The organism is Aeromicrobium jepli, from assembly GCF_047246605.1.
GTDB lineage: Bacteria > Actinomycetota > Actinomycetes > Propionibacteriales > Nocardioidaceae > Aeromicrobium.
The window spans coordinates 309155-329557 of record NZ_JBFOKO010000003.1; the positions used below are offsets into that span (position 1 = coordinate 309155).

The following is a 20403-nucleotide window of genomic DNA, read 5'->3' on the forward strand; positions in this document are numbered from 1 at the left end:
GAAGGGTGTTCGCTCACCGGTTGTAAGCCCGCCCGCAACCGCGAAACCGATCAGGTGGTGCTGCGCAACTTCGATTCGGCCAACGAAATGAGAAAGTTGTGGAAGGTGTCGTTACCTTCGCTCGACCACCCCTCATCGTGAACCCGTAACTCAGAGCCGGTCATGTAGACCTCTTTACAGGCGATGACCACACGGCCCGACCTCCGGTAGGAATCGGCAACGTCAACGAGACCGTAGGCGGGAGGGTGTGCGTTCTGTCGTGGCCACGGGTGCTTGAACTTCCACAGGTGGCCATCAGGTAGAACGAGTTCAAGTTCCCCCAGATGAACCGAAGGCTTCAACCCTGACTTGGATTCCACGAGTGATGAGTTGTCCCGGCGGTAGAGCAGGAAACCGTCGGGGGAGTAGACGGGTTTGGCGAAGAACCCTTTCGACCCAATCTTGACGCGTTGACGCCCCAGACGGGAGTCAAGGAACTCGAACAGGTCGAGCAGTTCAGCCCGCAGCAGAGACACGAACCGTTCCACGTCGGCTTCTGGTCGTGGCGGTCGCACGCGCCGAGCCGAGCGCGCTTCGATTTCATCTTCGAACCCCATGATGGGACCGTACTGTTCAGAAGTCGGTCGTGTAGCCCGGACGGCCGGATTCCGGCGCCGGGTCGTTCGCGATCTCGAGGATGATGTCGCCGTGACAGGCGGCCGGTTTGCAGAAGCACACCAGATCCTTGCCGCGCAGTTCGCGGCGCATCCGCTCCATCAACTCCGGTTGGGTCTCCAACCACAGCCGGTACGCCCGAATCACGGTGTCACGGTCACCGTCAACGCCGATGACGAACGGGTTCCCCCACGGTGACCCACGACCGATGTACACGGCGTCCGGTCCGGCGGTCCGGTGGTACTTGTTGTGAACCTTCGGTCCCGTGGTGCTCATAGGATCGCTTCCAGTTCGAGGATCAGGTCGGCGACGGCACGCATCGACACCGGCGCCATGTCCCACGCATCCAGCCCGACATGCACCTGTGGTGTGCCCGCGTCTGACAGGTGGCCACGCTGGTCGGCGCGGTGAGTGTGCCCGTGGATGAGGGTCTGACCCATGTCAGGGAGACGGAACTGAGACCATCGGTCCTGCGCGCGGCCTTCACTGTCCCCGCCGGTTCCCGCGTACGGGAAGTGCGACATCAGGATGCGGCGCAGGCCGGGAACGCCCTTGCCGGACGGGATGTTCAGACGAACCTGAATGAATGGCTGCACGGCCCGGAACACGTACTGGTAGTCGGGGAGCACCTCGAACGCTTCGACATGCACGGGGTGGGCGGCGTCGTGGTTGCCGGAGATGAGGTACTTGGTGCCGTTCAACCCGGCGAGGATGTTCAACGCGTGCTTGTGGTCGTCACGGCGTCCGGCGATGTCGCCGAGCACGAACACGGTCGCATTCGGCGGGACGGTCTCCTGCCACCTCTCGATCAGGTGCAAGTCGTGGTCGTCGGTGGTCGCGAACCCGCGAATCTCGGAGACCTTCCGGTGTCCGAAGTGGGTGTCGCTCGTCACGTACACGTCGTTCAGTTCCATCAGCGGGCCTGCCCGTGGGTTGCCGCGCACTCGTCAGCAACGGCTTCGGCGCGTGTCGCCCGCAAGTCGCCACCGGAGACAGCACGGTAGCCGTCGGGTGTCGGCTTGAACCGGCCCACAGCGACAGCCATGCCGGGGAAATGCACACGGCCGCACGGGTGGGGTCGGTTGCTCATCGGGGTGCTCCAAATCGAAGGGGTTGCGTGTCTGTAGGCGTAAGACCCGCCCGGATGCGTGATCCGATCACGATCGAGTGACGTCGACCTTCGGGCCTTGGGGTTCCTGCATCGCCGCATGTGAACAACCGTCCACGCGGCACTTCCCCAACGAACGAGAGTCCATGATCGCCACCGACAACACGCCCATGCTGCAGGCGTTGCGAGACATCGCCACGCAAGCCGAGGAGGTGTGGCAGTCCGAGGGGCTCCTGCCGGTTCTACGGCAGTACCACGAGACGTTCACTCCGGACATGGTGTTGCGTCTCATCGACTTGGCTGAGCAGGTCCAGTCCGAGTCGCACCTGTCCTCGATGATCGCTGAGCAGCGTGGAGCCAAGCAGGCTATCGACGACCTGCGCGCCGAAGCCCGCATCGACCTCGACGGACCTGAACTCGCGGCCGTTGAACGGATCTGCAACCGGGTCACCGAGATGCATCACATCGCGGTTCCCGCATCGTGAGATCCGATCGGAACCCGTCCGGCGTGCGGGCTTGAACAGAGCAACGAGCGAAAGAGGCCCTGTCATGAAGTTCACCCCCGCCGACCGTGTTCTCATCGACGCGACCGTCCTGTCCACCGACGAGAACGGTCACGCGAACGTCGTCATCAACACTGAGTCCGGCAGTAGTCGAGGCGTCACCGTGACCGGCGCGACCCTGCGCAACATGAACGGCCGGTCCCTCCACGAGGTGTGGGACGCCCCAGTGTTCGTTCTCATCGAGGGCGAGGTCATCTCATCGAACCCGGTCGCTTCGGAGGTCCGGTTCGAGGACGGCCAGCAAGTCACGGTCCTCACGACCGCACTGTCTCGGCTGTCGTTCGCGATGGCCCGGTGAACACGATGCCTGCCAAGGTGAAAGGCCCCAAGGCCAAGTTCTGCAAACGCAAGACGTACGTCGCGTCCGGTACGAACGCGACGGGGGAGACCCGCTCGTTCATCATCATCGCGAAGTCGAAGGATGACGCCCACGCCATCATCGTCGAACAGGGCGGCACTGTGGACTCGATCGCGAGGTCTCGAGCGTGACCGGCGTGACCGCCCGGTCGTGGACCGATGAGGAACTCGCGAACCTCATCTACGACACCCCGCACGGGTACACGACGATGCTCGCCGACGACGAACTGCGCGGCCACTACTTCGACCGGCTGCGCCAGACGGCCCGCGAGCAGGTAGCCGCGTCCGACAAGTGGAAGGCACTCGCCGCGAAGACCGGGCCGGTGTGCCTGCTGCGCGGCCATGACGCCGAGCGGGTCGAGTTCGAGGAGAACGACGTCCTGCGACGTTCGACCTCCACCGTGACCGCTCTGGTGTGCCGTCGCTGTAACAACACGAAGCGGTTGCGCATCGTCGGCCAGATGTCACCTCCACGGCAGTACTGACCCGACGTTCCGGGTGAACCTCGTCACCTTTGACGCCGCGGTTACGCGGGAAACAGCCAGTTGCATCCAGATCTTGATCGAGTCGCGCCCGTATCGCCGCCTTTAACTACCCGTGGCCTCAACCGGGGCCAGACCACGAACGCGTCGAGCCTGCCGACGTTCGTGCGACTTCAACCAAAACTCGGCAGGACGGGGAACCCGAGCACGACCGCCCACCTCGTGGGCTTGGGGCCAACCAGTATGGGGCGCACCTTCTGCGCCAGCCCGACAGGATCCTCCTCGCAGACGGCATGAAGGAAATCCGATGAAGTACGTCAAGTCCATCCTCGCCGCCGCACTGACCGTCTCGGTCATGACCGTGGGAGCCCCCGCGCAGGCAGCATCGACCAGCACGAACGACACGAACACCAGCACGAACACCGCTCCGGCCCCGGCGCCCGAGCAGACCGCAGCGCAGAAGGCGGCAGCCAAGAAGAAGGCCGCGGCCGAGAAGCGCAAGAAGGCCATCGCAAAGAGGAAGGCCGCGCTCAAGAAGAAGCGAGCCCTCGCCGCGAAGAAGAAGCGCATCGCAGCCAAGAAGAAGGCCGCACGCGGAGCCAAGATCGTCCGCGTCGCCGCGAAGTACAAGGGCACCCCGTACGTGTGGGGTGGCACCACCCCCAAGGGGTTCGACTGCTCCGGCTACGTCCAGTACGTCGTGAAGAAGGCCGTCGGCAAGAAGTTGCCCCGAATCGCCGGTGACCAGATGCGCGCCGCGAAGAAGGTCTCCAAGAGCGCCAAGAAGAAGGGCGACCTCATCGGTTTCTCCAACGGTGGCGGTTACTACCACATCGGCATCTACGCCGGTGACGGGAAGATCTGGCACGCTCCACGCACGGGTGAGACCGTCAAGAAGGTCAAGATCTGGACCAGCGGTTACACCGTCGCGCGACCCTGACCGTCGCACCCGCAACAAGCGAAGAGGGGCAGGCTCACCACCGGTGGGCCTGCCCCTCTTCGCGCCATGTTCGCCGGGTCTGCCGCATAGAACCTCGTATGACCGACCAGAACATCGACGTCCTACCCTCAGGGACAACCGACGGCCGTTACGTGTTCATCACCGCGACCGGTTCGACCTACACGTACGACGCCGACAACCAGACCCTCACCCGGCACCCCGATGACGAGAGGGTCAAGCAGTGGCTCGCCGACGGAGGCGTTCCCAAGGAGGTCAAGTACCTCGGCCTGCACGCCGACGACAGTGCGGTCCTTCGAGCCGACGGCGACCCGATCCATGTCATCGACCAAGGCCAGATCCGTGTCGGCCAGTCCGCACGGTTCATCCTCGACCTGCTGCGCAACGGCATCTACACCCATCGGGTCACCTCCCCGGTCGCAGCGATCGTGATCCCCGCATGACCGCCACGACCCACGACTGGTCGATGACCGACGAGCAGATGGTCACGATCCTCACCGACCCGCTTCTGCTCGTCGACGCGCTCGACAACCCCGAGTTCATGGGTGACTACGGGCAGCGTCTCACCAACGAGCACATCGACGTCAAGCAGGTTCGGTCGCGCGCGGAACGTCTCCGCTACCGAACCAGTCCGTTCTGCATGGCGACCCGGCACCGGTACAACCCGGTCAGCCAGACGCTCACCCATCTCGTTCGTGGTGTCGAGACGACGTTCGAGGGGCGCGAATGCGGCACGTGCGGCCGGTACGAACTCCTGCGCGAATCTCACCAGCCCACGCGGGTGGAAGGGACGTGACCGACGGGGGCGTCATCGAACCGGTCCTGTCTGTTGCAGCGGCGACCGAAAAACTCCTCCTCGACGCGCTCTACCGGCAGTACCAGCAGGGCAGGCTCGGCGCGGCCGTCATCCGGCATGTGCCGCTCGGGCTCGCCTACAAGCAGAAGGGGTTCCGGGCCGACCAGAAGCAAGGCGCCGAGAACACCATCCGGTACATCGACGCGCTCGTCCTGTTCAAGGACAAGAGGTGGGCCGTCGAGGTGAAGGTCTCCAAGGCTGACCTCAAACGAGAACTCGAGACGCCCGCGAAGTCCGTCCTGTGGCGCGCCCACACCAACGCGTTCTACTTCCTCGTCCCACCCGAGATGGTCGACCACGCCACCGAAGTCATCCCTCCCGGGTCAGGAATTCTCACCCTCGACCCGGACTCTGGTGGGACCGTCATCGTTCGTCGCGCGAAGACCAACCGTGAACCGGTCGAACTTCCTGAGGAGATGTGGCGCCGGTTGGCTGCACGCCTCGGACAGTTGCAGTCCGGCATCGAACCAAAACCGCGTCGCAAGCGTCGAACCCGACGCAAGACCACCCGGCGGCGCCGATGAACCAGATCGGGCCCGGGACGCGAGAGACCTTGAACCCGTCATGATCGACAACGAGTACCCGTTCGGTGAGGACACCCTCATCGTCGGTGACGTCGCGCAGGGCATGGAGATCACCGCCATCGTGCAGGTCGACCCGCTGCGCCAGTACGTCCTTCGCCTCGTCGGAGGCCGGTTCATCCGAGAGTTCGACAAGGACACCCCAAAGGACCAGATCCGGGTCACGCTCGATGCTTCGAACGGCCGCGCCGACGAGTACGGAGACCCCATCGAGACCCTCTCACTGGACCTCATCGGTGTCCGCCTCGACAACAGCGTCCTCGGTGACCCTGACCCCGGCGTCTCCTTCCATGCGTACCTGCGCTCCATGTCGTTCTACGACCCCGACTACTACGCCAGTGACCTCGCCGGTGACCCGTTCGAGGGCGCCGAGATGGCCGAGACCACCGACATGTTCCTGCCCGTGCACCTGCACTACCAGCCGATCTACCGGTACGCGTTCAAGTCGCCCGACGGCACCATCAGCGAGATCGGGTTCACCGAACCCGACAGCAAGCCCGACGGCCGTGAGTACGTGTACTCGTGCGGCGGTTCGGAATGGAAGGCGATCTGATGGCCGACGCGGTGTACTACCTCGAAATCCGCTTCCCCACGGGAAGTTTCGACCTGACCGGTGAACCCACTGAACTGCGCTCTCCGCTGCACACGGTTCACGGGTTCTTCACCAGTGAAGCCAAGGCCGAGAAGTACGCCGCCGCGCTCGACAGCGAACAGGATCGTCGTGACGCCGAACGCGCCCGGCAGGCCGGAGACGCCATCTTGTTCGACCCGCCCACGCCAGCACCTCGCCCGTACCACGCCGTAGTCCCCATGTACCGCAACGGAGCAGACTCATGACCGCCCAGAACATCTTCGTCATCGCCGAGTCCATCACCGCCCGTGACGAGCCCTCCCAGTTCGTGATCCGTCCCGAACTGGGCTACTTCACCGACATCCGGGCCGCGAACATGCGCGCCGTCGCCGCATCCGATGGCGTGTGCGGGCGCCTGTACACCGAGTACGTCACCGAGACGGACCGGCACAACGAGCGCGCCCAGAAGCACAACGCGAAGATCGACCGGATGCTCGCGGGGTTCCGCCGTGAGACCAACCCCGACGCGTACGATGACATCGCCGGTGACCGTCAGGAGATCCGTCCCGTGAACCGGGACTTCTACTCGTGGCAGGTCAGCGGCGACGCACCCGCCGTCCGTCACCGAGTCGTCACCGTCGAACCCGGGAGCATGCCGTGAACTGTGTCTTCGTGATCGTCCGGCGTGATCCGGAAGCCAACGAACCCGTCCTGCAACACATGTGGGGGTTCTTCACCGACGTGGACGCCGCCCGAGCCCGAGCCGCCGATCTCACCCGAGACATGCGCGAGCAGTCATACACCGACTACTGCACGTCCATCGAGGCGTACAACACCCGTCTGGCCGAACACCAGAACACCCTCGACGAGTTCGCCACCCGCGTCACCACCGAACCTGTCGCCGACCTCGCGACCGCGCTCGTCTCGGTCAACCACGACTACGAGTTCCTGCCCGTGCCCGACTACGACACGTGGTTCTTCGAGGACGCCACCGGCAACATCCCCATCTTCGATGCCGTCCGGCTCGGCCCCGCGTGAGAGTCGGACCCGTTGTGTCGCATCTGAACAGGTAGACGACCAACCAGCGGCGAAGGACCAATGAGCGACACCACCAGCCCCCAGTGGGCTCACGACACCATCAACGACCACCGTTTCATCGAAGGGGGAGCGGTCGCTTTCGGTGACGCCGGGCTCGGCAAGTGCACCTGCCGGGAGCACATGTACCGCGGCGACTGGGACGCCCACCTCGCCGAGAAGATCCACGAGAAGGCCGTGAGCACGTTCGGAGGGAACCAGTGAACGAGAAGTGGGCAGTGATCCGGCGGTGGCCCGAACCGTCCGGCGGGTTCGTGACCTTGAAGGCGACCCCCGAGAACCGAGACCCCGTCGTCGATGAGAAGGCCATCATCTCGCTGACCCGACACAGCACCGTCGAGGAAGCGCTCGATGACCTCACCCCAACTGAACGTAAGACCGCCGTTGTGCATCCCGAATGTCACCAGTTGGTGCCGTTCGACACGCTCCGGTTCCACACCAACACCAGCGAGCAGTTCAACCTCGACGAAGCCCGCTACGACATCGGCATGCTCATCGCCCAGATCTACGACCTGCACGGTGCGCTACAGCGCGCCGAGAACCGCATCGCCGATCTGGAAGAAGCGATCGTCGAGATGGGCGACTGATCGGCGACGCAGCCTGATACAGGCTTGAACCGGACGAACCAACCGCTGGAAGGACCACCATGAGCACCGAAAACTACTAGCCTCAACGCCGACCCTCCCCAGACACAACGCCCACCAGAACAGGGCAAACCACCGTCCGAAGGACCACCATGAGCGCCGACAACTACTACCTGATTCGCAAGCACCCCGACGGTGGGTTCGTCGCGGTCATGGGATTCATGTCCAACGAGCAGACCCCCGAGATCGACCCTCAGAAGGCGTACCGCAAGTTCGACACCCCCGACGACGCCATCTGGTGGGCCGACAACGAGTACAGCGAGTACGGTGTCAGCGTTCACCCCGAGTGCAACGAGTACCCGAGCGAGGTTCGCTTGGCTGCCGTCAACACCGTCGCCCTCGAGTTGTTCGAGGCATGGTCCAAGGCCGAACCCAACCACGGTGTCACCAAGCACCCAGCGTCCTACATGGCGTCGTTCGCCGACATGGCCCGCCACATCATCGACAAGGGCATGGTCAACGTCGAGTGGGTCGCCAAGTGATCCTCGTGTGGACGTCCGCGTTCGTGTGCGGTGCCGCAGGAGTCATCTCGTGGCGTGACCTGACCAAGCGAGGCCGACGCGAAGACATCCTCGACCAGAACATCGACCGCCAGATCCAGCACGAGAGGAGCACCGCCCGATGATGCTGTTCGTCGTCTGGATCCTCGGATGCCTCGCCTGTTTCGCAACGTGCGTGTGGATCTCCGGCCGCGCGGCTCAGTCGACCGCCGACGGCATCGACGCTCGCATGGGTGTGTACGTCGCGTGCCTGTTCGTGAGCATCGTGATGGCCTCGTTCTGGATGTTCACCCTGCCGTTCGTCGTTGGCGTCGCCGGGTTCCTGTTCCTTCGAGATGAGGATGCGAAGACGGCCGAGTCGGACGTCCAGTGGCGTGAGTTCTGCGCACAGCACGGGATCGAGACGGACGCGTGAACCCCGATTGGACCCCACCGAACGGGTACGGACTCACCAAGAAGGCCAAGTGGGCGCCATCGCAGAAGCCGTACGCGTTCGACCTGTCCACGTTCAGGGTGCGTAGTAGTTGGTCATCGACCATCGACGCCGTGTGGCCGGGCCGCAAGAACGGTGTCCTGACCGTCACGATCGGCGAGTTCGGACTCAGCCCTCATCCTCTCTCCGGGGCGGAGACGCTCCCAGAGATGATCGCTGCTGCCGACCTTCGGTACGGGGGCAAATGGCGGGCCCAGTGGAACGGCGCCGACCTGCTCGTCAACCCGTCGCATCCGGTGTCGTTCAAGGACCAAGCGGCGCTCGTGGCGCGGCTCGACCCGATGCTCGCTGCGTTCCCGCTCGTCCCAGTCGGGTTCGACGGCTGGTACTACCGCTGATCGGAAGGTTCAACTCGCGCGGGCTTACTACCCGTGAGCGAAAGGAACACCGATGAACGACCAGCAGACCACCACCAAGCCTGCCGACCTGATCCCGCGCGGAATGTTCAAGCGCGAGTACGCGCGAGCCGAGATCACCACAGCCTTGGGCGAGACGTTCATCGGCGACTGGTACCGCGAGGGGTACACCGTCGCGCCCGCCGCCCACTGGGTTGACGAGGACCAGATCGTGTCCGTGAAACCCATCGTGGTCGCCGACCCGACCACCCACGTCGTCCTGCCCGTCGAAGCGGTCCAGAACCTACTCCTCATGGCTGACTCGATGGACCCGTGCGGAGACGAAGACCTCATCGAAGCGCTCCGCCTCGCCACTGAGGGTGTCATCGCCGCCGGTGGTGAGGTCTCGTGACCGACACGAACACGAGCACCGTCCGCGTCGAGGACATCTCCGGGTTCGACCCGTCCCATCGCCCCCGAAGCCGGTACGACCTGCGTACCTTCGCGGTCCTGCTGGGTCTCGACCCCGACCACTTCACCAACGAGATGACCCGCGATTCACTCGCCTGCGCGTTCGGTCATCGTCACTTCCAGAACGTCTGCACCGAAGCGTGCGACCAGAACACGTACGACAACATCGAGACCGGTGACGGTGAGAAGGTGGCAGCATGAGCGCCAACCACCCCCGACCGGCCCGCCAACAGGAGGAGGGCTCGAAGTGAGCCAGTGGAAGATCGGCGATCCGGTACTCGTCCCGGCGACCGTCACGTCCAACAGTGACGCCCTACGGTCCACCGAAGTGACCATCGGCGAGCACACGTTCACACTCCCCACGCACATGCTGCGCGACGTCCCCAGCCGACGGGCACTCACCCTCGACGACTTCCCCAAGACCGTCACCCGGCTGCTCGACCCGTTCAAATCGCAGTACGGGGGGCGTGAACTCGAACTGCACGCCGAGGTGAACCTGATGACCGGCCGCGTCACCTACGGGTACGTGAAGGACTGGTACCACGGGCCCGACTATGCCGTGGCGTACGCGACGCTCGACGAGTTGGCCGCGTACGTCCGCAACGAGGACTACTTCCCGCCCACGCAGGTCGCCGACGGCGCCGTCGAGACGATGCTCTGCGACCGGACCGACGACGACGACATCCCGGCAGGCACCGGACGAGACCGTCTGCGGGACTGGCTCCTCGCAGGCGGGTGGGCCGAGGAGAAGGACGGGTACGGCCACGCCACCGCAGACGATTTGGCTGACGCGCTCCTGACGTCCGGCCTCATCAACACCGACGCCCTCACCGATTGAGCCCGGAAGGACCGACATGAACCCCAGCGACCTCGTTGCCGCAGCCGGAGTGGGCCTCGGCACCCCACAGTGGCCCGCCCTGAACGACAACCCGGTGGACGTCGCCGAGTTCGGCAAGGACCACTACAGCCTCCTCATGTACGTCGAAGGTCGAACCGTCGACCACCACGGCGTCCTCGAGCATGACCACCTGCGATGCTCCGGCAAGCGTCACCCGCTCCTTCTGAACGCCGGGTCGCGCGCATACCGGCTCGGGGGAGTGAACGACGCCGCCAACTACCCGACCATTCTGCGTCGCGTCGACGGTGAGAAGCGGGTCCGGGAGAACCACGACGACTACGACTGCCTCGACGACCTCGTGCGCGCCGGATGGCTGACCGTCGCCATGCCGGTCGCTTCCGACACCGGGTTCCTCGACGTGCACGGCCGCCCCATCCTCGACGTCGACGGTCAGGTCATCAACCCCGGCTTCTGGACAGGACTCGACGAGTGGAGGCTCGCCAAGTACGCCATCTGGTCGCTGACCGACACCGGCCGCAAGGTGTGCGCTGCTGCGCGAGCCCACTCCGCGGACCAGCAGCCCATCTCGACGTTCGACCTGAACTCCGTCGAGGGAATCGAGGCGGCATGAGTTTCAACGACCGGTGCGGTGAAGCGTACGAGATCCTTCGCCACGGCGGCACCATCCCCGACACTCCCGAAGTGCGCGCAGCGATCCTCGATTACCTGCACAGCGGCAAGGAAGGGTGGCGGTTCCCCGACCGGGACTTCGTGTACGCGGTCCTCGACCACCCTGAGAACGCTGAACTGCGAGCCCAGACGTCCGACGGTGAGTGGTACGGACCTGAGGACGAGGCCGACCGCAACGAGGACTCGGCCGACTGATCGGGCTGCCGGTGGCGCCGGTCTTGGCACGGTCGTGAGTCACAAGTTCGGAGTCCAGTACTCGCCCCTGAGCGAGCGCATCCTCGTCGGTCGCGTCAACGCCAATCAGACCGCGTTCACCTCCAAGGAGGAGCACACCGGCGAGGTGCTGCACGCCGTCGCGCAGTATGTCCAGCACGCCCTCGACTCGGACGGATTCGTCGAGGTCGGTGGGCTCCGTATGGACATCAAGGTCACTCCCGTCGACGACTGATCGAGATGTGACCGCCGTGTGGGCTTGAACAGGGCATGAGCGACTCGACCCGGTTCCCCATCGCAGACGACGCGACCATCCTTGGTGACTACAACGCCGAAGGACAGGAGATCCTCGTCCGCTGGAAGGACGAGCGCAGCCACACCGACGGCGACTTCACCCTCATCGGCGGTCGCATCAGCGGCACCGGCCGCGACGGCGTCACCCAGATCCTCATCGACTCCCCGAGCAAGGTTCGCGACGACAGCCACGACCACATTCGCACCCTCGCCATCGACATCCTCGGCATGACGTTCGACGGTGCCGCCCACCTCGGCACCGCGTTCAAGGGCTGGATCAGCAAGGTCGGCTACTACTCGCCCGAGTTCTACGACAAGGACGCGAACGGCACCCTCACCCCTGAGGACTTCGGCCCCCGATACGCCGAGTGGATCGAGGAGTGCCACTACCACGACGACTGCAACGGCGAGCACCTCATGTACGCGCCGTACATGCCCAAGACCAACCACGAGTGCCTGCTCGCGGCCGAGATCCTCGTTCGCCCCATCGTCCGTTGGGGCCTGCGCGACGACCGCACCGGCGACATCATCTCCACCGGGTTCGAGTACCCCGACGCCAAGGGTGACGACCTGACCATCGTGCGGTCCGTCGGCGGAGGGGAGTGGCTCTGATGGCCAGCGTCAACGAGAGCACGTTCCCGTTCCGCACCAAGGCCGCCACCATCATCGGTGACGTCACCACCGGCCAGACCGCCCGGGTTACCGACGGTCTCGGCATCGACTTCAACCTCGTCGGCGCGCACATCGCCAAGCGCGGCCACCTCACCGAACTCGTCGTGAACGCGCACTCGCTCATCACCGACCCGCACCACCAGCGCATCCAGATCGTGACCGCCGAACTGAACCACCTCACCGTCGGAACCGCCGACCGTGACGGCATCTGGTTCCGTGCCGTCATCACCGGGTTCAAGACGTGGCACAAGGACTTCTACAGCGCCGACGAGAACGACCAGATGACCCTCGACGTGCTCGACGGCGCCCACGAGGCGCCGCACAACCCGGGTATCTGTGACTCGATCGGCTGCACCCACAAAGGCCTGCACCTGTCCGGAGTTCGTCAGTGGCCGCCGAACCGGTGGACAGGACACCTTCGCGTGGACATCCACTACACGCCCACCAGCCGGTATGGGCTGCTGAACCTCGACACCGGGAAGGTCACCGAAGCCGGATACCGTCTCCCCACCTCGGTGCCGAACGACCAGATCATCGTCTCGACCGTCGGCCACGACGGACTTTGGAGGGAACTGTGACCACCAGCAACAACGTCACCACGACACCGAGCCTCGCCCTGCCTCAGCCGACCGTGCTCGACGACTCACAGTTCACGCCGATGCAGGAACTCATCATCGAGACCCTCATCGCGAGGCGTCGCCTCGGCGAGCAGTTCTGGACGTTCACCCGCAAGCCCGCCATCACCACCGCGTTGCGTGCGCTCGAGAACAACGGCTGGGTGGACGTCGACTACGGCAACGTGGAGAACACGTGGCGGGTCTGGCTGTCCGGCAGCGCCATGAAGACCATCACGTGGGACAAGTACCTGTCCCCGTTGGAGAAGAGGGTTGCCGTACTCGAAACCGAGAACACGACCCTCCGTTCGAAGGCCGCGCTCATCGAGCGGACCGGCCCTTACACACCCCCGGGAGTCTGACCCATGCTCGACATCGACTTCGACCTGCTCGACGACGACGGCTATCCGACCGACGAGGCGATCGAGTACATCGAGAACTTCCGCGGCACCCCGCAACACCTGACGACCCTCATCGCAGACCTGTGGCACCTGTATGACATCGAACCGGTCAGTGACCCTGAAACCGGTCATGTGACCGTTGAACTGGTCACCTGCGGCTGGTCCGGGAACGAGTCCATCATCTCGGCACTTAACCAGACCTCGTACCGTCTGCTCGGCTGGCAGTCCTCCGAACGGGGCGGCCGCCACGTGTACGAGTTCGGCGCCGACTTCTGGACCAGCGAGGCCGTCTGGCCGTTCCCCAAGCGAACCCACGCGTGTCCCGAATGCGGTCACATCTCCCCACTGGACTGATCAGGCACGCCACCGGAACGGACTTGAAGACACCATGAGCAAGAACACCGTCGTCAACATCGACCTGCCCCTGCCGATGGACGTCGTGGGGCATCTCCTCGGCGCGTTCGGAGCCATCTACCCCGGATCGAAGGTCGCGATGGGTGGACGAGGCCTCTCCATCAACCTGCACGAAGGGGACCGTCCGGCCGTCCCGGAAGCGCTCGAGACGATCCAGCCCGCCGACCTGCCCCATGACGACGAGGACGACGTGCTCCTCACGGGTACACGCGACGACGGAACGATCAGGTTCGCTCCGCCGGAGAGGATCGCGCAGATCCTCACGAACTGGGGTCGCACCATCCTCGACCAGAACGACGCACCGAACTTCGTCGAGATGCAGTTGATCGACAACGAGACCGGCGAGGAGTACGTCACCAGCGTCGCCCGCTCCAAGGGGCAGACCCCACACCAGATGCTCGCCGCCGCGAACGAACGCGCCGACGACGCCCGAACCCTGCTGACCGAGTTCATCAAGGACTACGAGACCCCCGACACCGTGGTGGACGCCATCGGAGTCGTCGACGCGCTCAACTCGATCCTCGGAGCCCTCGATGGCGATTGAGCCCGGGCCGCGCTCCTACCAGCGCGAGACCTACGCCATCCGCATGCCCGACGGCACCCTCATCGACAACCACCTCGAATGGGACCGCAACGACGAGGACATGCCTCTCGTGTCACGCGCGTTCACCATCGACGACGTGGCCGAACACGCCGAACAACTCGGGGGAGTGCCGGTCAAGTTCATCACCAACGTCACCGAGATGACGTTCGCGGTGAAGTTCGAACCCCGCACCGTCATGCCGACCGACCCGTGCACCGACAAACAAGCCCACTACATTCGCGCCCTACTCCACAGCCGCGACGTACCCGGGTGGCTGCGCGACCAGATCCCAGCGAACCCGACCCGCGCAGACGCCCGCCGGTACATCCCCGAGTTGGAGAAGCACCCCAAGAAGATGTACGACAACGACCCCGACCTCGAGTACGACGCCTTGTACGGCATCGACGGTCACCACTGGTGATCTGATCGGGCCATCGTGGTCGTGCGGGCTTACCCATGCATGAGCCTGTTGAGCGCCGAGTCGTACGTGGTCAAGCCGCTGCCCGTGAAGGCAGTGTTCATCACGGCCGAGAACTTCCTCACCGTCGTCAGTGAACTGCGCGACGCCGGGTACCTGATGTCTGTCAACTTCGACGACGAGGACCGCCACTACCACGCCGAGGTCGGTGGCCGTGGCCTCCGCCGTTCCATCGGGTTCAACGACGGCGAGTACCTCATCTTCGACTCCAACGACTCGGTGGTCGAGTCGCTCTCATCGTCGGCGTTCGGCCAGAAGTACCAGAAGGCCTGACCGCCATGCTCGAAGCCGCCTCCAACCTGTTCGGGATCGTCCTCGCGGCGTGGATGGGTCACTACCTGATCCGTGAGTGGCGCCTCTGGCGAGCCGAACGCACCAGAAGGCTCCCTTCACGGATCAGCGACGCCGACTACGACGCCATCTACGCACACCTGCAAGCCACATACGACCAAGCCATGCGACTACGTGACCGGCTCGCCACCGACTTCGAGATCCACATCCGCGAGGACGACCAGCAGTGGCCCGGCGTCGTCGCGGACCTGCGACACGGACACCGGGTGACCCTCGGCGGCATCGACCAAGACAGCGGCGAACGCGTCCACACGCATCTGTTCATTCGTGACGGCGTGCTGCACCTCGAATCGGACTGACCGACCGCACACCTACCAGACATGAGCCCCAAGATGACGACACCCACCAAGACCCACCGCGGCCACAACGCCGTCAAGGGCAAGCAGGGCTTCCAGCCGACCGCGCCGAAGCCCGAGACGACCCGGAGCATCAGCACCGTCGACCGTCCGGCCGTCGTGTCGCCCGATGGCTTGACTGACGGGTTCGGCGCCCGGCTGCTCGCCGCGTACCCCGACACCGTGTTCGTGGACGTGGACGCCTACATGGACGCGCGCGCACAAGGGGGCTCTTTCCGTCTGCGGCTGCGTGACGCGCGAGGCACCGACATCACCCCCGGGTACGCCGACCCCGAGTACGCGGAGTTCAACGAGCGGACCGACAACGAGTTCTTCACCCCCGACGACAAGGCCGCGTTCGTCGCGAAGAACCGCCGTCACGTACAGAAAGGTGAGGAGGACTCCGGTGACGTCACCGAGTACATCACCCTCACGCACCTTCGAGTCCCCGGGTCGGCCGAGCCCGCCGCACCTGCCCCGATCGCCGACGAGTTCAACGCGTGGGCGCGCGGCATCCCCGTCCCAGCCGGGAGCACCCTCGACGTCGGCGACGACTACGTGGCCCCGTTCTGAACCGCACACCTGACCTGACATGAGCAACGACACCAAGCGGGGACACAACGCCGCATCCAAGCCCGGAGAGGTCGGATTCCAGCCGGTCACCCTCGACGAGCCCACCCGCACCGAGATCGTGGAGCAGTTCGCACCGACCCTCGGAGTGAACGGCGCGTTCATCGCCCGACTCACCGAGCACTTCCCTGACGCGGACACCATGAACGTGACCGCGATTATCGACGAGAACACCGAGCAGTTCACCTTCTCGATCAACGTGTTCGACGCCGACGGTCTGGAACTGACCCCACAAGCCGAGTACGACTACGACACCGGCGAATGGGACACCACCAACACCGACGAGTTCGACGACTGGGTCAACAACAGCCTGTTCACCGAATCCGACGCCGAAGCGTTCGCCGCCGAGCACATGATCCGGTCCACCTATGTCGAAGGGTTCGGCTACCAGATCGAGATCAACGGCGTCCCCATCGACGGAACACCCGACGACCGACCGGACTGCAACGGCATGTGTCTCAACGGCGCCGACATGGGTGGACCCGAGCACACCAACATGGTCTACCCGCACCCCGACTGCTCCAAGCACACGTACGGTGACCGGCTCGACGCGTACGACCCGCAGTACATCGGCCAGTACAAGAACAACGACGCGAAGGCGTGGGACTGGCCCAACGACTGGGCCGACGACGCTGGCGAACCACCCTTCTGACCCTCGAAGCAAGGACGCACCATGACCAACGACCGCAAGCGCGAGAAGCACCTCGGCCGACCCAGCAAGAACGGTGGTCGGTACGCCGAGGATTCCCGGGCCGAGAGCCGCGGCCTCGACCACGAGGTGTCCGGCGGCGAGTTCATCGTCCCGCTTCCCGAGACGCTCGACGCAGACCTCATCGCGTCCATCCCCGACGACAGCGACGGGTTCTCCTACGTGCAGAACTGGAACGAACGGTTCGAGATCCTCACCCGCACCGACCTGACGCCCGACCCGACCGAGTACGTCAAGGAGGCGCTCGGCCTCACCGCGGGTCACATCGAACTGGCGATGTACCGACGTGCCGGTGACCCCCGCTCGAACCACGACCTGAACGGCTACGTGAACCCTGAGGAGGGCGACTACTCCGACTGGACCGCCGTCGCCTCCGTGGACACCGCGAGCGACGTAGACGGGCTCGCCAACCACGAGGGCCTGCTGTTTCGCATGCAGTCCGAATGGGACGACGAGAGCGACCGCTACATCATCACGCTCCCGAACCAAGACGAAGCCCGCAAGGTGCACCTCGGCCGCGCGGACCGACGCGAGTACGACGCAGCCAAGGAGTTGTACGACAAGATCGCGTCCGGGGAGGAGTCCCCGCTGGCGTTCCTCGGGTTCAACCCCAAGACGATGAAGGCGCTCGACGACATCATCAGCGCCCGACGTGGCATCGTGCGTCCCGAACCGCCGAGCAAGGTGTTCGGGTTCCGTCCGTACATCTACAACATCCAACGCAGGATCGACGAGTTGGGCGAGGAGCGCATCAAGCCGCTCATCGAAGCGCTGCAGGGCAACCGGCCACTGGACGAGAACGACGAAGCGGCCATCAAGTCCATTATCGACAATCGCGCCGTCGCTCGGACGACGGTCGAGAACACTGAGGAGATGTACGAGGCGAAGCAGCGGCTCGCCAAGTTGGAGCAGGTGTCCGAGGTGCTCGACTCCGGCGCCGCGCCTCCTCTGGTGGCCGAGTACCTCTCCGAGGACGGCGCGCTGGCCAAGGACATGTCCCAAACACGTCGCACTGTCGAATGGAAGGGCGAACACGCCAAGGCGTTGCGAGGGTTCCTGCGACCAGCGCTGGCCGCGTCACGCAAGACCAAGGAGTTGGACGCCAAGGCCAAGATGCTTCTCGAGGCGCGTCGGTGGCCCGGCGACCCGGCCACGATGCCGCCGGAGTTCGCCGACACGAAGGAACGACGAGGGCTGCTCTCCTTCGACTGAGCCACACCCAGAACGGGCCCCCGGGACACGCTCCTGTGGGGCCCGTTCTGCCGCATAGAACCTAGGTGAACTCGCTCAACCTGCATCGCGGTGACGCGCTCGACGCGTACGCCTCGTGGCCCACCCCGACCCTCATCATGTCCGACGGTGCGTACGGTGTCGGCGGGTTCCCCGGAGACCCACGCACCCCCGACACGCTGGGGGACTGGTACCGGCCCCACATCGAAGCGTGGACCCGGGCGTCCACCGTGAAGACGAGCCTGTGGTTCTGGAACACCGAGATCGGGTGGGCCAACACCCACCCGGTGTTGGTCGAGAATGGCTGGCGGTACGTGCAGATGTGCGTGTGGGACAAGGGCGCCGGACACATCGCCGGACGCGTCAACTCGTCCACCCAGCGGACCTTCCCGGTCACGACCGAGGTGGCGGTCCTGTACGAGCGCGCCCCGATCTTGAACGGGGGAGCGACCGCGATGCGTGACTGGATGCGCGCCGAATGGAAACGGACCGGCCTGCCGTGGCGTGAGACCAACACCGCGTGTGGCGTGAAGGACGCGGCGACCCGAAAGTACTTCGCCGCGGACGACCGCTGGTACCTGCCTCCGGAGGACCGCTTCCGGGCGCTGATCGAGTACGCCAACACCCACGGCGACCCAGCCGGTGCACCGTACTTCCAGATGCCTCCGGAGGTGGGTGACGTGTCGAGTCAACCGTGGGAGCGTCGGGTCTGGAACTACATCGACGGGGTCCGGAACGTGTGGTCCCGGCCCACGCTGCGTGGCGATGAGCGATTCAAGGCGGGCGGCAAGTCCGCACACCTGAACCAGAAGCCGCTCGACCTGATGGAGCCGCTCATCCTCGCCTCCTCGAACCCCGGCGACGTCGTATGGGAGCCGTTCGGTGGTCTCGGGTCCGGGTCCATCTCAGCGGTCAAGCATGAGCGTCACGCGTACGTGGCCGAGTCCAACCCGGTGTTCGCGGACGCGTTGGCGGACCGGTCAGCCCTTACCGCCTGACACCACGGCTGGTCCCGGCGAACGTCGTCGTCGTCTCGTTCGAGACGATCCGGTACTGGTACTTGCGCTTGGTCTTCACCTTGAACACGAGCGTCTTGGACTTCGGCGGCTTAGCGCCCTTGACGGTCCTCCACGCGCCGGTCCCGTTGGCGTTGCGACGCTGCAGACGGAAGTGCGACGACTTGCGCACGGACGTTTGGAACTCGGACGCCTTCGCTGCCCTCCAGCCGCTGTCCCATCCGATGGAGTAGTACTGCGGGTTCGCCTTGACGGTGACGACCTTGCCCTTGCGGGACGCCTTCACTTTGGTGAATCGGGCTGCCTGCTTGGCGACGAACGATCCCTTGGAGTAGTCCATGTGGGAGGTCAGATCGAAGTCGCCTGACCACACTGACACCTCGCTCGGACCGATCCGGAACGTGCCTACACCCTCGTACGGGCAGTGGTAGTACTGCCCTCGAAGGCGGCCTGCGGACGTGTGGCTGAGGCTCACCGATCCGACGTTCTCGCTTCCGCGCCACACCTCAGCGTCGATGCTGAGGAGGTCATCGGGGTTGATGTTGGTGGACGCGGTGACAGTGACGTACCGGCACGAGTTGGAGTTCAGTACGCGGTCGGACGCACGGATTCCCCACACGTCGTAGGAGGGGTCGTCGGCGTTCGAGGGTGCGCTCGAGATGGCGAGGAAGACGCCAGCGATGAGGGTTGCTGCGGTGGCGAGAATAGGGAGGCGACGCATGAAGAGAACGCTAACAATGGCGGGTCTGGTGGGTCTGCGGAACGGGATCATTCGCGTGTTGGATGAAGGACCGCGTGTGCACAACCGTCGTTTATCACCACCACGGGACGAGTTATCCACAGGTGGCGTGGTGTTGGCAGGTGGGATGTTCGGGGTCTCCGGAGACCCATTCGGGTGACGTGAGGCGGTTCGCGGGGTGCCTCGGTGATGGTTCGGGAGCCAACGGCACGTCGCAGTTGAGTGATTGCTGAGGGTGGGGCGACGTGCCCCATGCGTCATGGAAGCCTGTCCGGGGTCGAAAGTTGGATCTGGCTCCAACGTGGCCCAACTGTCTGGAGCCAAGATTTTACCTGCGATGACGGGTTGATTCGGTCTCTGGCTCCAGAAATCCAATTTTTCCCGTACCCCCACCCTTATACAGAGACCCTGTCTCAATCTCAGTCTGAGATTTTGAGATGAGAAGCCCCTAGTAGTAGTAGATCTATTTTGGATCTTTGGATCCAAGTAAGTAAGTAAGAGGGAAAGCCCTCCAATGCCAGTAAGAAT

General features: G+C 64.5%; 40 protein-coding genes. 36 read left to right on the forward strand and 4 right to left on the reverse strand.

The window, feature by feature from the left end:
- Window positions 1-50 precede the first annotated feature (50 nt).
- Genes AB3M81_RS08960 through AB3M81_RS08970 form a run of 3 tightly spaced genes read right to left on the reverse strand, consistent with a single transcriptional unit; the run spans window position 51 to window position 1568 of the window.
- Entirely contained in the window at window positions 51-596 is a 546-nt protein-coding gene (locus AB3M81_RS08960; RefSeq protein WP_412903554.1) for a hypothetical protein, read from the reverse strand.
- A gap of 16 nt (window positions 597-612) precedes the next feature.
- Complete coding sequence (locus tag AB3M81_RS08965) at window positions 613-930, reverse strand: DUF4326 domain-containing protein (RefSeq protein WP_412903555.1); 318 nt, start codon at window positions 928-930, stop codon at window positions 613-615.
- Complete coding sequence (locus tag AB3M81_RS08970) at window positions 927-1568, reverse strand: hypothetical protein (protein ID WP_412903556.1); 642 nt, start codon at window positions 1566-1568, stop codon at window positions 927-929. Before AB3M81_RS08970 ends, AB3M81_RS08965 begins: the two co-directional genes overlap by 4 nt.
- 340 nt (window positions 1569-1908) lie before the next feature.
- On the opposite strand from AB3M81_RS08970, the gene AB3M81_RS08975 reads away from it, so the two are divergent.
- The 36 genes from AB3M81_RS08975 to AB3M81_RS09150 all read left to right on the forward strand — a co-directional run bounded on the left by AB3M81_RS08975 (window position 1909) and on the right by AB3M81_RS09150 (window position 19118).
- The gene (locus AB3M81_RS08975; protein ID WP_412903557.1) at window positions 1909-2247 is read left to right on the forward strand and encodes a hypothetical protein; all 339 of its coding nucleotides are present in this window, start codon (window positions 1909-1911) and stop codon (window positions 2245-2247) included.
- Between the two features lie 64 nt (window positions 2248-2311).
- Window positions 2312-2623, forward strand: coding sequence for a hypothetical protein (locus tag AB3M81_RS08980; RefSeq protein WP_412903558.1), 312 nt, complete (start codon window positions 2312-2314; stop codon window positions 2621-2623).
- 5 nt (window positions 2624-2628) lie between these two features.
- A complete protein-coding gene (locus AB3M81_RS08985) occupies window positions 2629-2814 on the forward strand; it encodes a hypothetical protein (RefSeq protein WP_412903559.1) in 186 nt (61 codons plus the stop codon).
- Window positions 2811-3167: a hypothetical protein gene (locus AB3M81_RS08990; protein ID WP_412903560.1), complete on the forward strand. Its 357-nt coding sequence runs from the start codon at window positions 2811-2813 to the stop codon at window positions 3165-3167. The genes AB3M81_RS08985 and AB3M81_RS08990 overlap by 4 nt, the downstream gene beginning before the upstream one ends.
- 304 nt (window positions 3168-3471) lie before the next feature.
- Entirely contained in the window at window positions 3472-4104 is a 633-nt protein-coding gene (locus AB3M81_RS08995) for a C40 family peptidase (protein WP_412903561.1), read from the forward strand.
- A 98-nt stretch (window positions 4105-4202) separates the two neighbouring features.
- Window positions 4203-4565 (forward strand): hypothetical protein, encoded by a 363-nt coding sequence (locus tag AB3M81_RS09000; protein ID WP_412903562.1) that lies wholly within the window; start codon window positions 4203-4205, stop codon window positions 4563-4565.
- Window positions 4562-4918 (forward strand): hypothetical protein, encoded by a 357-nt coding sequence (locus tag AB3M81_RS09005; protein WP_412903563.1) that lies wholly within the window; start codon window positions 4562-4564, stop codon window positions 4916-4918. The genes AB3M81_RS09000 and AB3M81_RS09005 overlap by 4 nt, the downstream gene beginning before the upstream one ends.
- Window positions 4915-5502 (forward strand): hypothetical protein, encoded by a 588-nt coding sequence (locus AB3M81_RS09010; RefSeq protein ID WP_412903564.1) that lies wholly within the window; start codon window positions 4915-4917, stop codon window positions 5500-5502. Before AB3M81_RS09005 ends, AB3M81_RS09010 begins: the two co-directional genes overlap by 4 nt.
- A 40-nt stretch (window positions 5503-5542) precedes the next feature.
- A complete protein-coding gene (locus AB3M81_RS09015) occupies window positions 5543-6112 on the forward strand; it encodes a hypothetical protein (protein WP_412903565.1) in 570 nt (189 codons plus the stop codon).
- Window positions 6112-6396 carry a hypothetical protein gene (locus tag AB3M81_RS09020; RefSeq protein WP_412903566.1) on the forward strand — a complete coding sequence of 95 codons (285 nt, stop codon included), beginning with the start codon at window positions 6112-6114 and terminating at the stop codon, window positions 6394-6396. Before AB3M81_RS09015 ends, AB3M81_RS09020 begins: the two co-directional genes overlap by 1 nt.
- A complete protein-coding gene (locus AB3M81_RS09025; protein ID WP_412903567.1) occupies window positions 6393-6791 on the forward strand; it encodes a hypothetical protein in 399 nt (132 codons plus the stop codon). Before AB3M81_RS09020 ends, AB3M81_RS09025 begins: the two co-directional genes overlap by 4 nt.
- Window positions 6792-6913: 122 nt before the next feature.
- Window positions 6914-7168 (forward strand): hypothetical protein, encoded by a 255-nt coding sequence (locus tag AB3M81_RS09030; RefSeq protein ID WP_412903568.1) that lies wholly within the window; start codon window positions 6914-6916, stop codon window positions 7166-7168.
- A 60-nt stretch (window positions 7169-7228) separates the two neighbouring features.
- Window positions 7229-7429, forward strand: a complete 201-nt coding sequence (locus AB3M81_RS09035) for a hypothetical protein (protein ID WP_412903569.1) — start codon at window positions 7229-7231, stop codon at window positions 7427-7429.
- A complete protein-coding gene (locus tag AB3M81_RS09040) occupies window positions 7426-7812 on the forward strand; it encodes a hypothetical protein (protein WP_412903570.1) in 387 nt (128 codons plus the stop codon). Before AB3M81_RS09035 ends, AB3M81_RS09040 begins: the two co-directional genes overlap by 4 nt.
- Before the next feature lie 149 nt (window positions 7813-7961).
- Window positions 7962-8351, forward strand: a complete 390-nt coding sequence (locus AB3M81_RS09045) for a hypothetical protein (protein ID WP_412903571.1) — start codon at window positions 7962-7964, stop codon at window positions 8349-8351.
- Entirely contained in the window at window positions 8348-8494 is a 147-nt protein-coding gene (locus AB3M81_RS09050) for a hypothetical protein (RefSeq protein ID WP_412903572.1), read from the forward strand. The genes AB3M81_RS09045 and AB3M81_RS09050 overlap by 4 nt, the downstream gene beginning before the upstream one ends.
- Window positions 8491-8784: a hypothetical protein gene (locus AB3M81_RS09055; RefSeq protein WP_412903573.1), complete on the forward strand. Its 294-nt coding sequence runs from the start codon at window positions 8491-8493 to the stop codon at window positions 8782-8784. The genes AB3M81_RS09050 and AB3M81_RS09055 overlap by 4 nt, the downstream gene beginning before the upstream one ends.
- Window positions 8781-9200, forward strand: coding sequence for a hypothetical protein (locus AB3M81_RS09060; RefSeq protein ID WP_412903574.1), 420 nt, complete (start codon window positions 8781-8783; stop codon window positions 9198-9200). Before AB3M81_RS09055 ends, AB3M81_RS09060 begins: the two co-directional genes overlap by 4 nt.
- 52 nt (window positions 9201-9252) lie before the next feature.
- Complete coding sequence (locus AB3M81_RS09065) at window positions 9253-9609, forward strand: hypothetical protein (RefSeq protein WP_412903575.1); 357 nt, start codon at window positions 9253-9255, stop codon at window positions 9607-9609.
- Complete coding sequence (locus tag AB3M81_RS09070) at window positions 9606-9869, forward strand: hypothetical protein (protein WP_412903576.1); 264 nt, start codon at window positions 9606-9608, stop codon at window positions 9867-9869. Before AB3M81_RS09065 ends, AB3M81_RS09070 begins: the two co-directional genes overlap by 4 nt.
- Window positions 9870-9915: 46 nt before the next feature.
- Window positions 9916-10506 (forward strand): hypothetical protein, encoded by a 591-nt coding sequence (locus tag AB3M81_RS09075; RefSeq protein WP_412903577.1) that lies wholly within the window; start codon window positions 9916-9918, stop codon window positions 10504-10506.
- A gap of 16 nt (window positions 10507-10522) precedes the next feature.
- Window positions 10523-11137, forward strand: coding sequence for a hypothetical protein (locus tag AB3M81_RS09080; protein ID WP_412903578.1), 615 nt, complete (start codon window positions 10523-10525; stop codon window positions 11135-11137).
- On the forward strand, window positions 11134-11391 hold the full coding sequence (locus AB3M81_RS09085; protein ID WP_412903579.1) for a hypothetical protein: 258 nt from the start codon (window positions 11134-11136) through the stop codon (window positions 11389-11391). The genes AB3M81_RS09080 and AB3M81_RS09085 overlap by 4 nt, the downstream gene beginning before the upstream one ends.
- A 34-nt stretch (window positions 11392-11425) precedes the next feature.
- On the forward strand, window positions 11426-11644 hold the full coding sequence (locus tag AB3M81_RS09090; RefSeq protein ID WP_412903580.1) for a DUF7446 family protein: 219 nt from the start codon (window positions 11426-11428) through the stop codon (window positions 11642-11644).
- 35 nt (window positions 11645-11679) lie between these two features.
- Window positions 11680-12315 (forward strand): hypothetical protein, encoded by a 636-nt coding sequence (locus tag AB3M81_RS09095; RefSeq protein ID WP_412903581.1) that lies wholly within the window; start codon window positions 11680-11682, stop codon window positions 12313-12315.
- Window positions 12315-12953: a hypothetical protein gene (locus AB3M81_RS09100; RefSeq protein ID WP_412903582.1), complete on the forward strand. Its 639-nt coding sequence runs from the start codon at window positions 12315-12317 to the stop codon at window positions 12951-12953. Before AB3M81_RS09095 ends, AB3M81_RS09100 begins: the two co-directional genes overlap by 1 nt.
- A complete protein-coding gene (locus AB3M81_RS09105) occupies window positions 12950-13351 on the forward strand; it encodes a hypothetical protein (protein WP_412903583.1) in 402 nt (133 codons plus the stop codon). Before AB3M81_RS09100 ends, AB3M81_RS09105 begins: the two co-directional genes overlap by 4 nt.
- 3 nt (window positions 13352-13354) lie before the next feature.
- Window positions 13355-13744, forward strand: coding sequence for a hypothetical protein (locus AB3M81_RS09110; RefSeq protein WP_412903584.1), 390 nt, complete (start codon window positions 13355-13357; stop codon window positions 13742-13744).
- Between the two features lie 34 nt (window positions 13745-13778).
- Window positions 13779-14348: a hypothetical protein gene (locus tag AB3M81_RS09115; protein WP_412903585.1), complete on the forward strand. Its 570-nt coding sequence runs from the start codon at window positions 13779-13781 to the stop codon at window positions 14346-14348.
- Entirely contained in the window at window positions 14338-14808 is a 471-nt protein-coding gene (locus AB3M81_RS09120) for a hypothetical protein (RefSeq protein WP_412903586.1), read from the forward strand. Before AB3M81_RS09115 ends, AB3M81_RS09120 begins: the two co-directional genes overlap by 11 nt.
- A gap of 39 nt (window positions 14809-14847) precedes the next feature.
- Window positions 14848-15138 carry a hypothetical protein gene (locus AB3M81_RS09125; protein WP_412903587.1) on the forward strand — a complete coding sequence of 97 codons (291 nt, stop codon included), beginning with the start codon at window positions 14848-14850 and terminating at the stop codon, window positions 15136-15138.
- Window positions 15139-15143: 5 nt separating this feature from the next.
- Window positions 15144-15515 (forward strand): hypothetical protein, encoded by a 372-nt coding sequence (locus AB3M81_RS09130; protein WP_412903588.1) that lies wholly within the window; start codon window positions 15144-15146, stop codon window positions 15513-15515.
- A 21-nt stretch (window positions 15516-15536) separates the two neighbouring features.
- The gene (locus AB3M81_RS09135) at window positions 15537-16124 is read left to right on the forward strand and encodes a hypothetical protein (protein ID WP_412903589.1); all 588 of its coding nucleotides are present in this window, start codon (window positions 15537-15539) and stop codon (window positions 16122-16124) included.
- A gap of 19 nt (window positions 16125-16143) precedes the next feature.
- Window positions 16144-16833, forward strand: coding sequence for a hypothetical protein (locus AB3M81_RS09140; protein WP_412903590.1), 690 nt, complete (start codon window positions 16144-16146; stop codon window positions 16831-16833).
- A 21-nt stretch (window positions 16834-16854) separates the two neighbouring features.
- Window positions 16855-18102, forward strand: a complete 1248-nt coding sequence (locus AB3M81_RS09145; RefSeq protein ID WP_412903591.1) for a hypothetical protein — start codon at window positions 16855-16857, stop codon at window positions 18100-18102.
- A gap of 65 nt (window positions 18103-18167) precedes the next feature.
- The gene (locus AB3M81_RS09150) at window positions 18168-19118 is read left to right on the forward strand and encodes a DNA methyltransferase (RefSeq protein ID WP_412903592.1); all 951 of its coding nucleotides are present in this window, start codon (window positions 18168-18170) and stop codon (window positions 19116-19118) included.
- Here the strand turns inward: AB3M81_RS09150 and AB3M81_RS09155 are convergent.
- Window positions 19108-19857, reverse strand: coding sequence for a hypothetical protein (locus tag AB3M81_RS09155; protein WP_412903593.1), 750 nt, complete (start codon window positions 19855-19857; stop codon window positions 19108-19110). The two genes, AB3M81_RS09150 and AB3M81_RS09155, sit on opposite strands and share 11 nt — an antisense overlap.
- Window positions 19858-20403: the final 546 nt, after the last annotated feature.

Coding starts and splice junctions, on each gene's coding strand:
- AB3M81_RS09095 (WP_412903581.1), top strand. CDS start 11,680: ATGAGCGACTCGACCCGGTTCCCCATCGCAGACGACGCGACCATCCTT.
- AB3M81_RS09100 (WP_412903582.1), top strand. CDS start 12,315: ATGGCCAGCGTCAACGAGAGCACGTTCCCGTTCCGCACCAAGGCCGCC.
- AB3M81_RS08965 (WP_412903555.1), bottom strand. CDS start 930: ATGAGCACCACGGGACCGAAGGTTCACAACAAGTACCACCGGACCGCC.
- AB3M81_RS09120 (WP_412903586.1), top strand. CDS start 14,338: ATGGCGATTGAGCCCGGGCCGCGCTCCTACCAGCGCGAGACCTACGCC.
- AB3M81_RS08975 (WP_412903557.1), top strand. CDS start 1,909: ATGATCGCCACCGACAACACGCCCATGCTGCAGGCGTTGCGAGACATC.
- AB3M81_RS09030 (WP_412903568.1), top strand. CDS start 6,914: ATGCGCGAGCAGTCATACACCGACTACTGCACGTCCATCGAGGCGTAC.
- AB3M81_RS09005 (WP_412903563.1), top strand. CDS start 4,562: ATGACCGCCACGACCCACGACTGGTCGATGACCGACGAGCAGATGGTC.
- AB3M81_RS08960 (WP_412903554.1), bottom strand. CDS start 596: ATGGGGTTCGAAGATGAAATCGAAGCGCGCTCGGCTCGGCGCGTGCGA.
- AB3M81_RS09145 (WP_412903591.1), top strand. CDS start 16,855: ATGACCAACGACCGCAAGCGCGAGAAGCACCTCGGCCGACCCAGCAAG.
- AB3M81_RS09020 (WP_412903566.1), top strand. CDS start 6,112: ATGGCCGACGCGGTGTACTACCTCGAAATCCGCTTCCCCACGGGAAGT.
- AB3M81_RS09065 (WP_412903575.1), top strand. CDS start 9,253: ATGAACGACCAGCAGACCACCACCAAGCCTGCCGACCTGATCCCGCGC.
- AB3M81_RS08980 (WP_412903558.1), top strand. CDS start 2,312: ATGAAGTTCACCCCCGCCGACCGTGTTCTCATCGACGCGACCGTCCTG.
- AB3M81_RS09035 (WP_412903569.1), top strand. CDS start 7,229: ATGAGCGACACCACCAGCCCCCAGTGGGCTCACGACACCATCAACGAC.
- AB3M81_RS09085 (WP_412903579.1), top strand. CDS start 11,134: ATGAGTTTCAACGACCGGTGCGGTGAAGCGTACGAGATCCTTCGCCAC.
- AB3M81_RS09115 (WP_412903585.1), top strand. CDS start 13,779: ATGAGCAAGAACACCGTCGTCAACATCGACCTGCCCCTGCCGATGGAC.
- AB3M81_RS09110 (WP_412903584.1), top strand. CDS start 13,355: ATGCTCGACATCGACTTCGACCTGCTCGACGACGACGGCTATCCGACC.
- AB3M81_RS09080 (WP_412903578.1), top strand. CDS start 10,523: ATGAACCCCAGCGACCTCGTTGCCGCAGCCGGAGTGGGCCTCGGCACC.
- AB3M81_RS09135 (WP_412903589.1), top strand. CDS start 15,537: ATGAGCCCCAAGATGACGACACCCACCAAGACCCACCGCGGCCACAAC.
- AB3M81_RS09015 (WP_412903565.1), top strand. CDS start 5,543: ATGATCGACAACGAGTACCCGTTCGGTGAGGACACCCTCATCGTCGGT.
- AB3M81_RS09155 (WP_412903593.1), bottom strand. CDS start 19,857: ATGCGTCGCCTCCCTATTCTCGCCACCGCAGCAACCCTCATCGCTGGC.
- AB3M81_RS09000 (WP_412903562.1), top strand. CDS start 4,203: ATGACCGACCAGAACATCGACGTCCTACCCTCAGGGACAACCGACGGC.
- AB3M81_RS09045 (WP_412903571.1), top strand. CDS start 7,962: ATGAGCGCCGACAACTACTACCTGATTCGCAAGCACCCCGACGGTGGG.
- AB3M81_RS09125 (WP_412903587.1), top strand. CDS start 14,848: ATGAGCCTGTTGAGCGCCGAGTCGTACGTGGTCAAGCCGCTGCCCGTG.
- AB3M81_RS09055 (WP_412903573.1), top strand. CDS start 8,491: ATGATGCTGTTCGTCGTCTGGATCCTCGGATGCCTCGCCTGTTTCGCA.
- AB3M81_RS09025 (WP_412903567.1), top strand. CDS start 6,393: ATGACCGCCCAGAACATCTTCGTCATCGCCGAGTCCATCACCGCCCGT.
- AB3M81_RS09140 (WP_412903590.1), top strand. CDS start 16,144: ATGAGCAACGACACCAAGCGGGGACACAACGCCGCATCCAAGCCCGGA.
- AB3M81_RS09130 (WP_412903588.1), top strand. CDS start 15,144: ATGCTCGAAGCCGCCTCCAACCTGTTCGGGATCGTCCTCGCGGCGTGG.
- AB3M81_RS08985 (WP_412903559.1), top strand. CDS start 2,629: ATGCCTGCCAAGGTGAAAGGCCCCAAGGCCAAGTTCTGCAAACGCAAG.
- AB3M81_RS08970 (WP_412903556.1), bottom strand. CDS start 1,568: ATGGAACTGAACGACGTGTACGTGACGAGCGACACCCACTTCGGACAC.
- AB3M81_RS08995 (WP_412903561.1), top strand. CDS start 3,472: ATGAAGTACGTCAAGTCCATCCTCGCCGCCGCACTGACCGTCTCGGTC.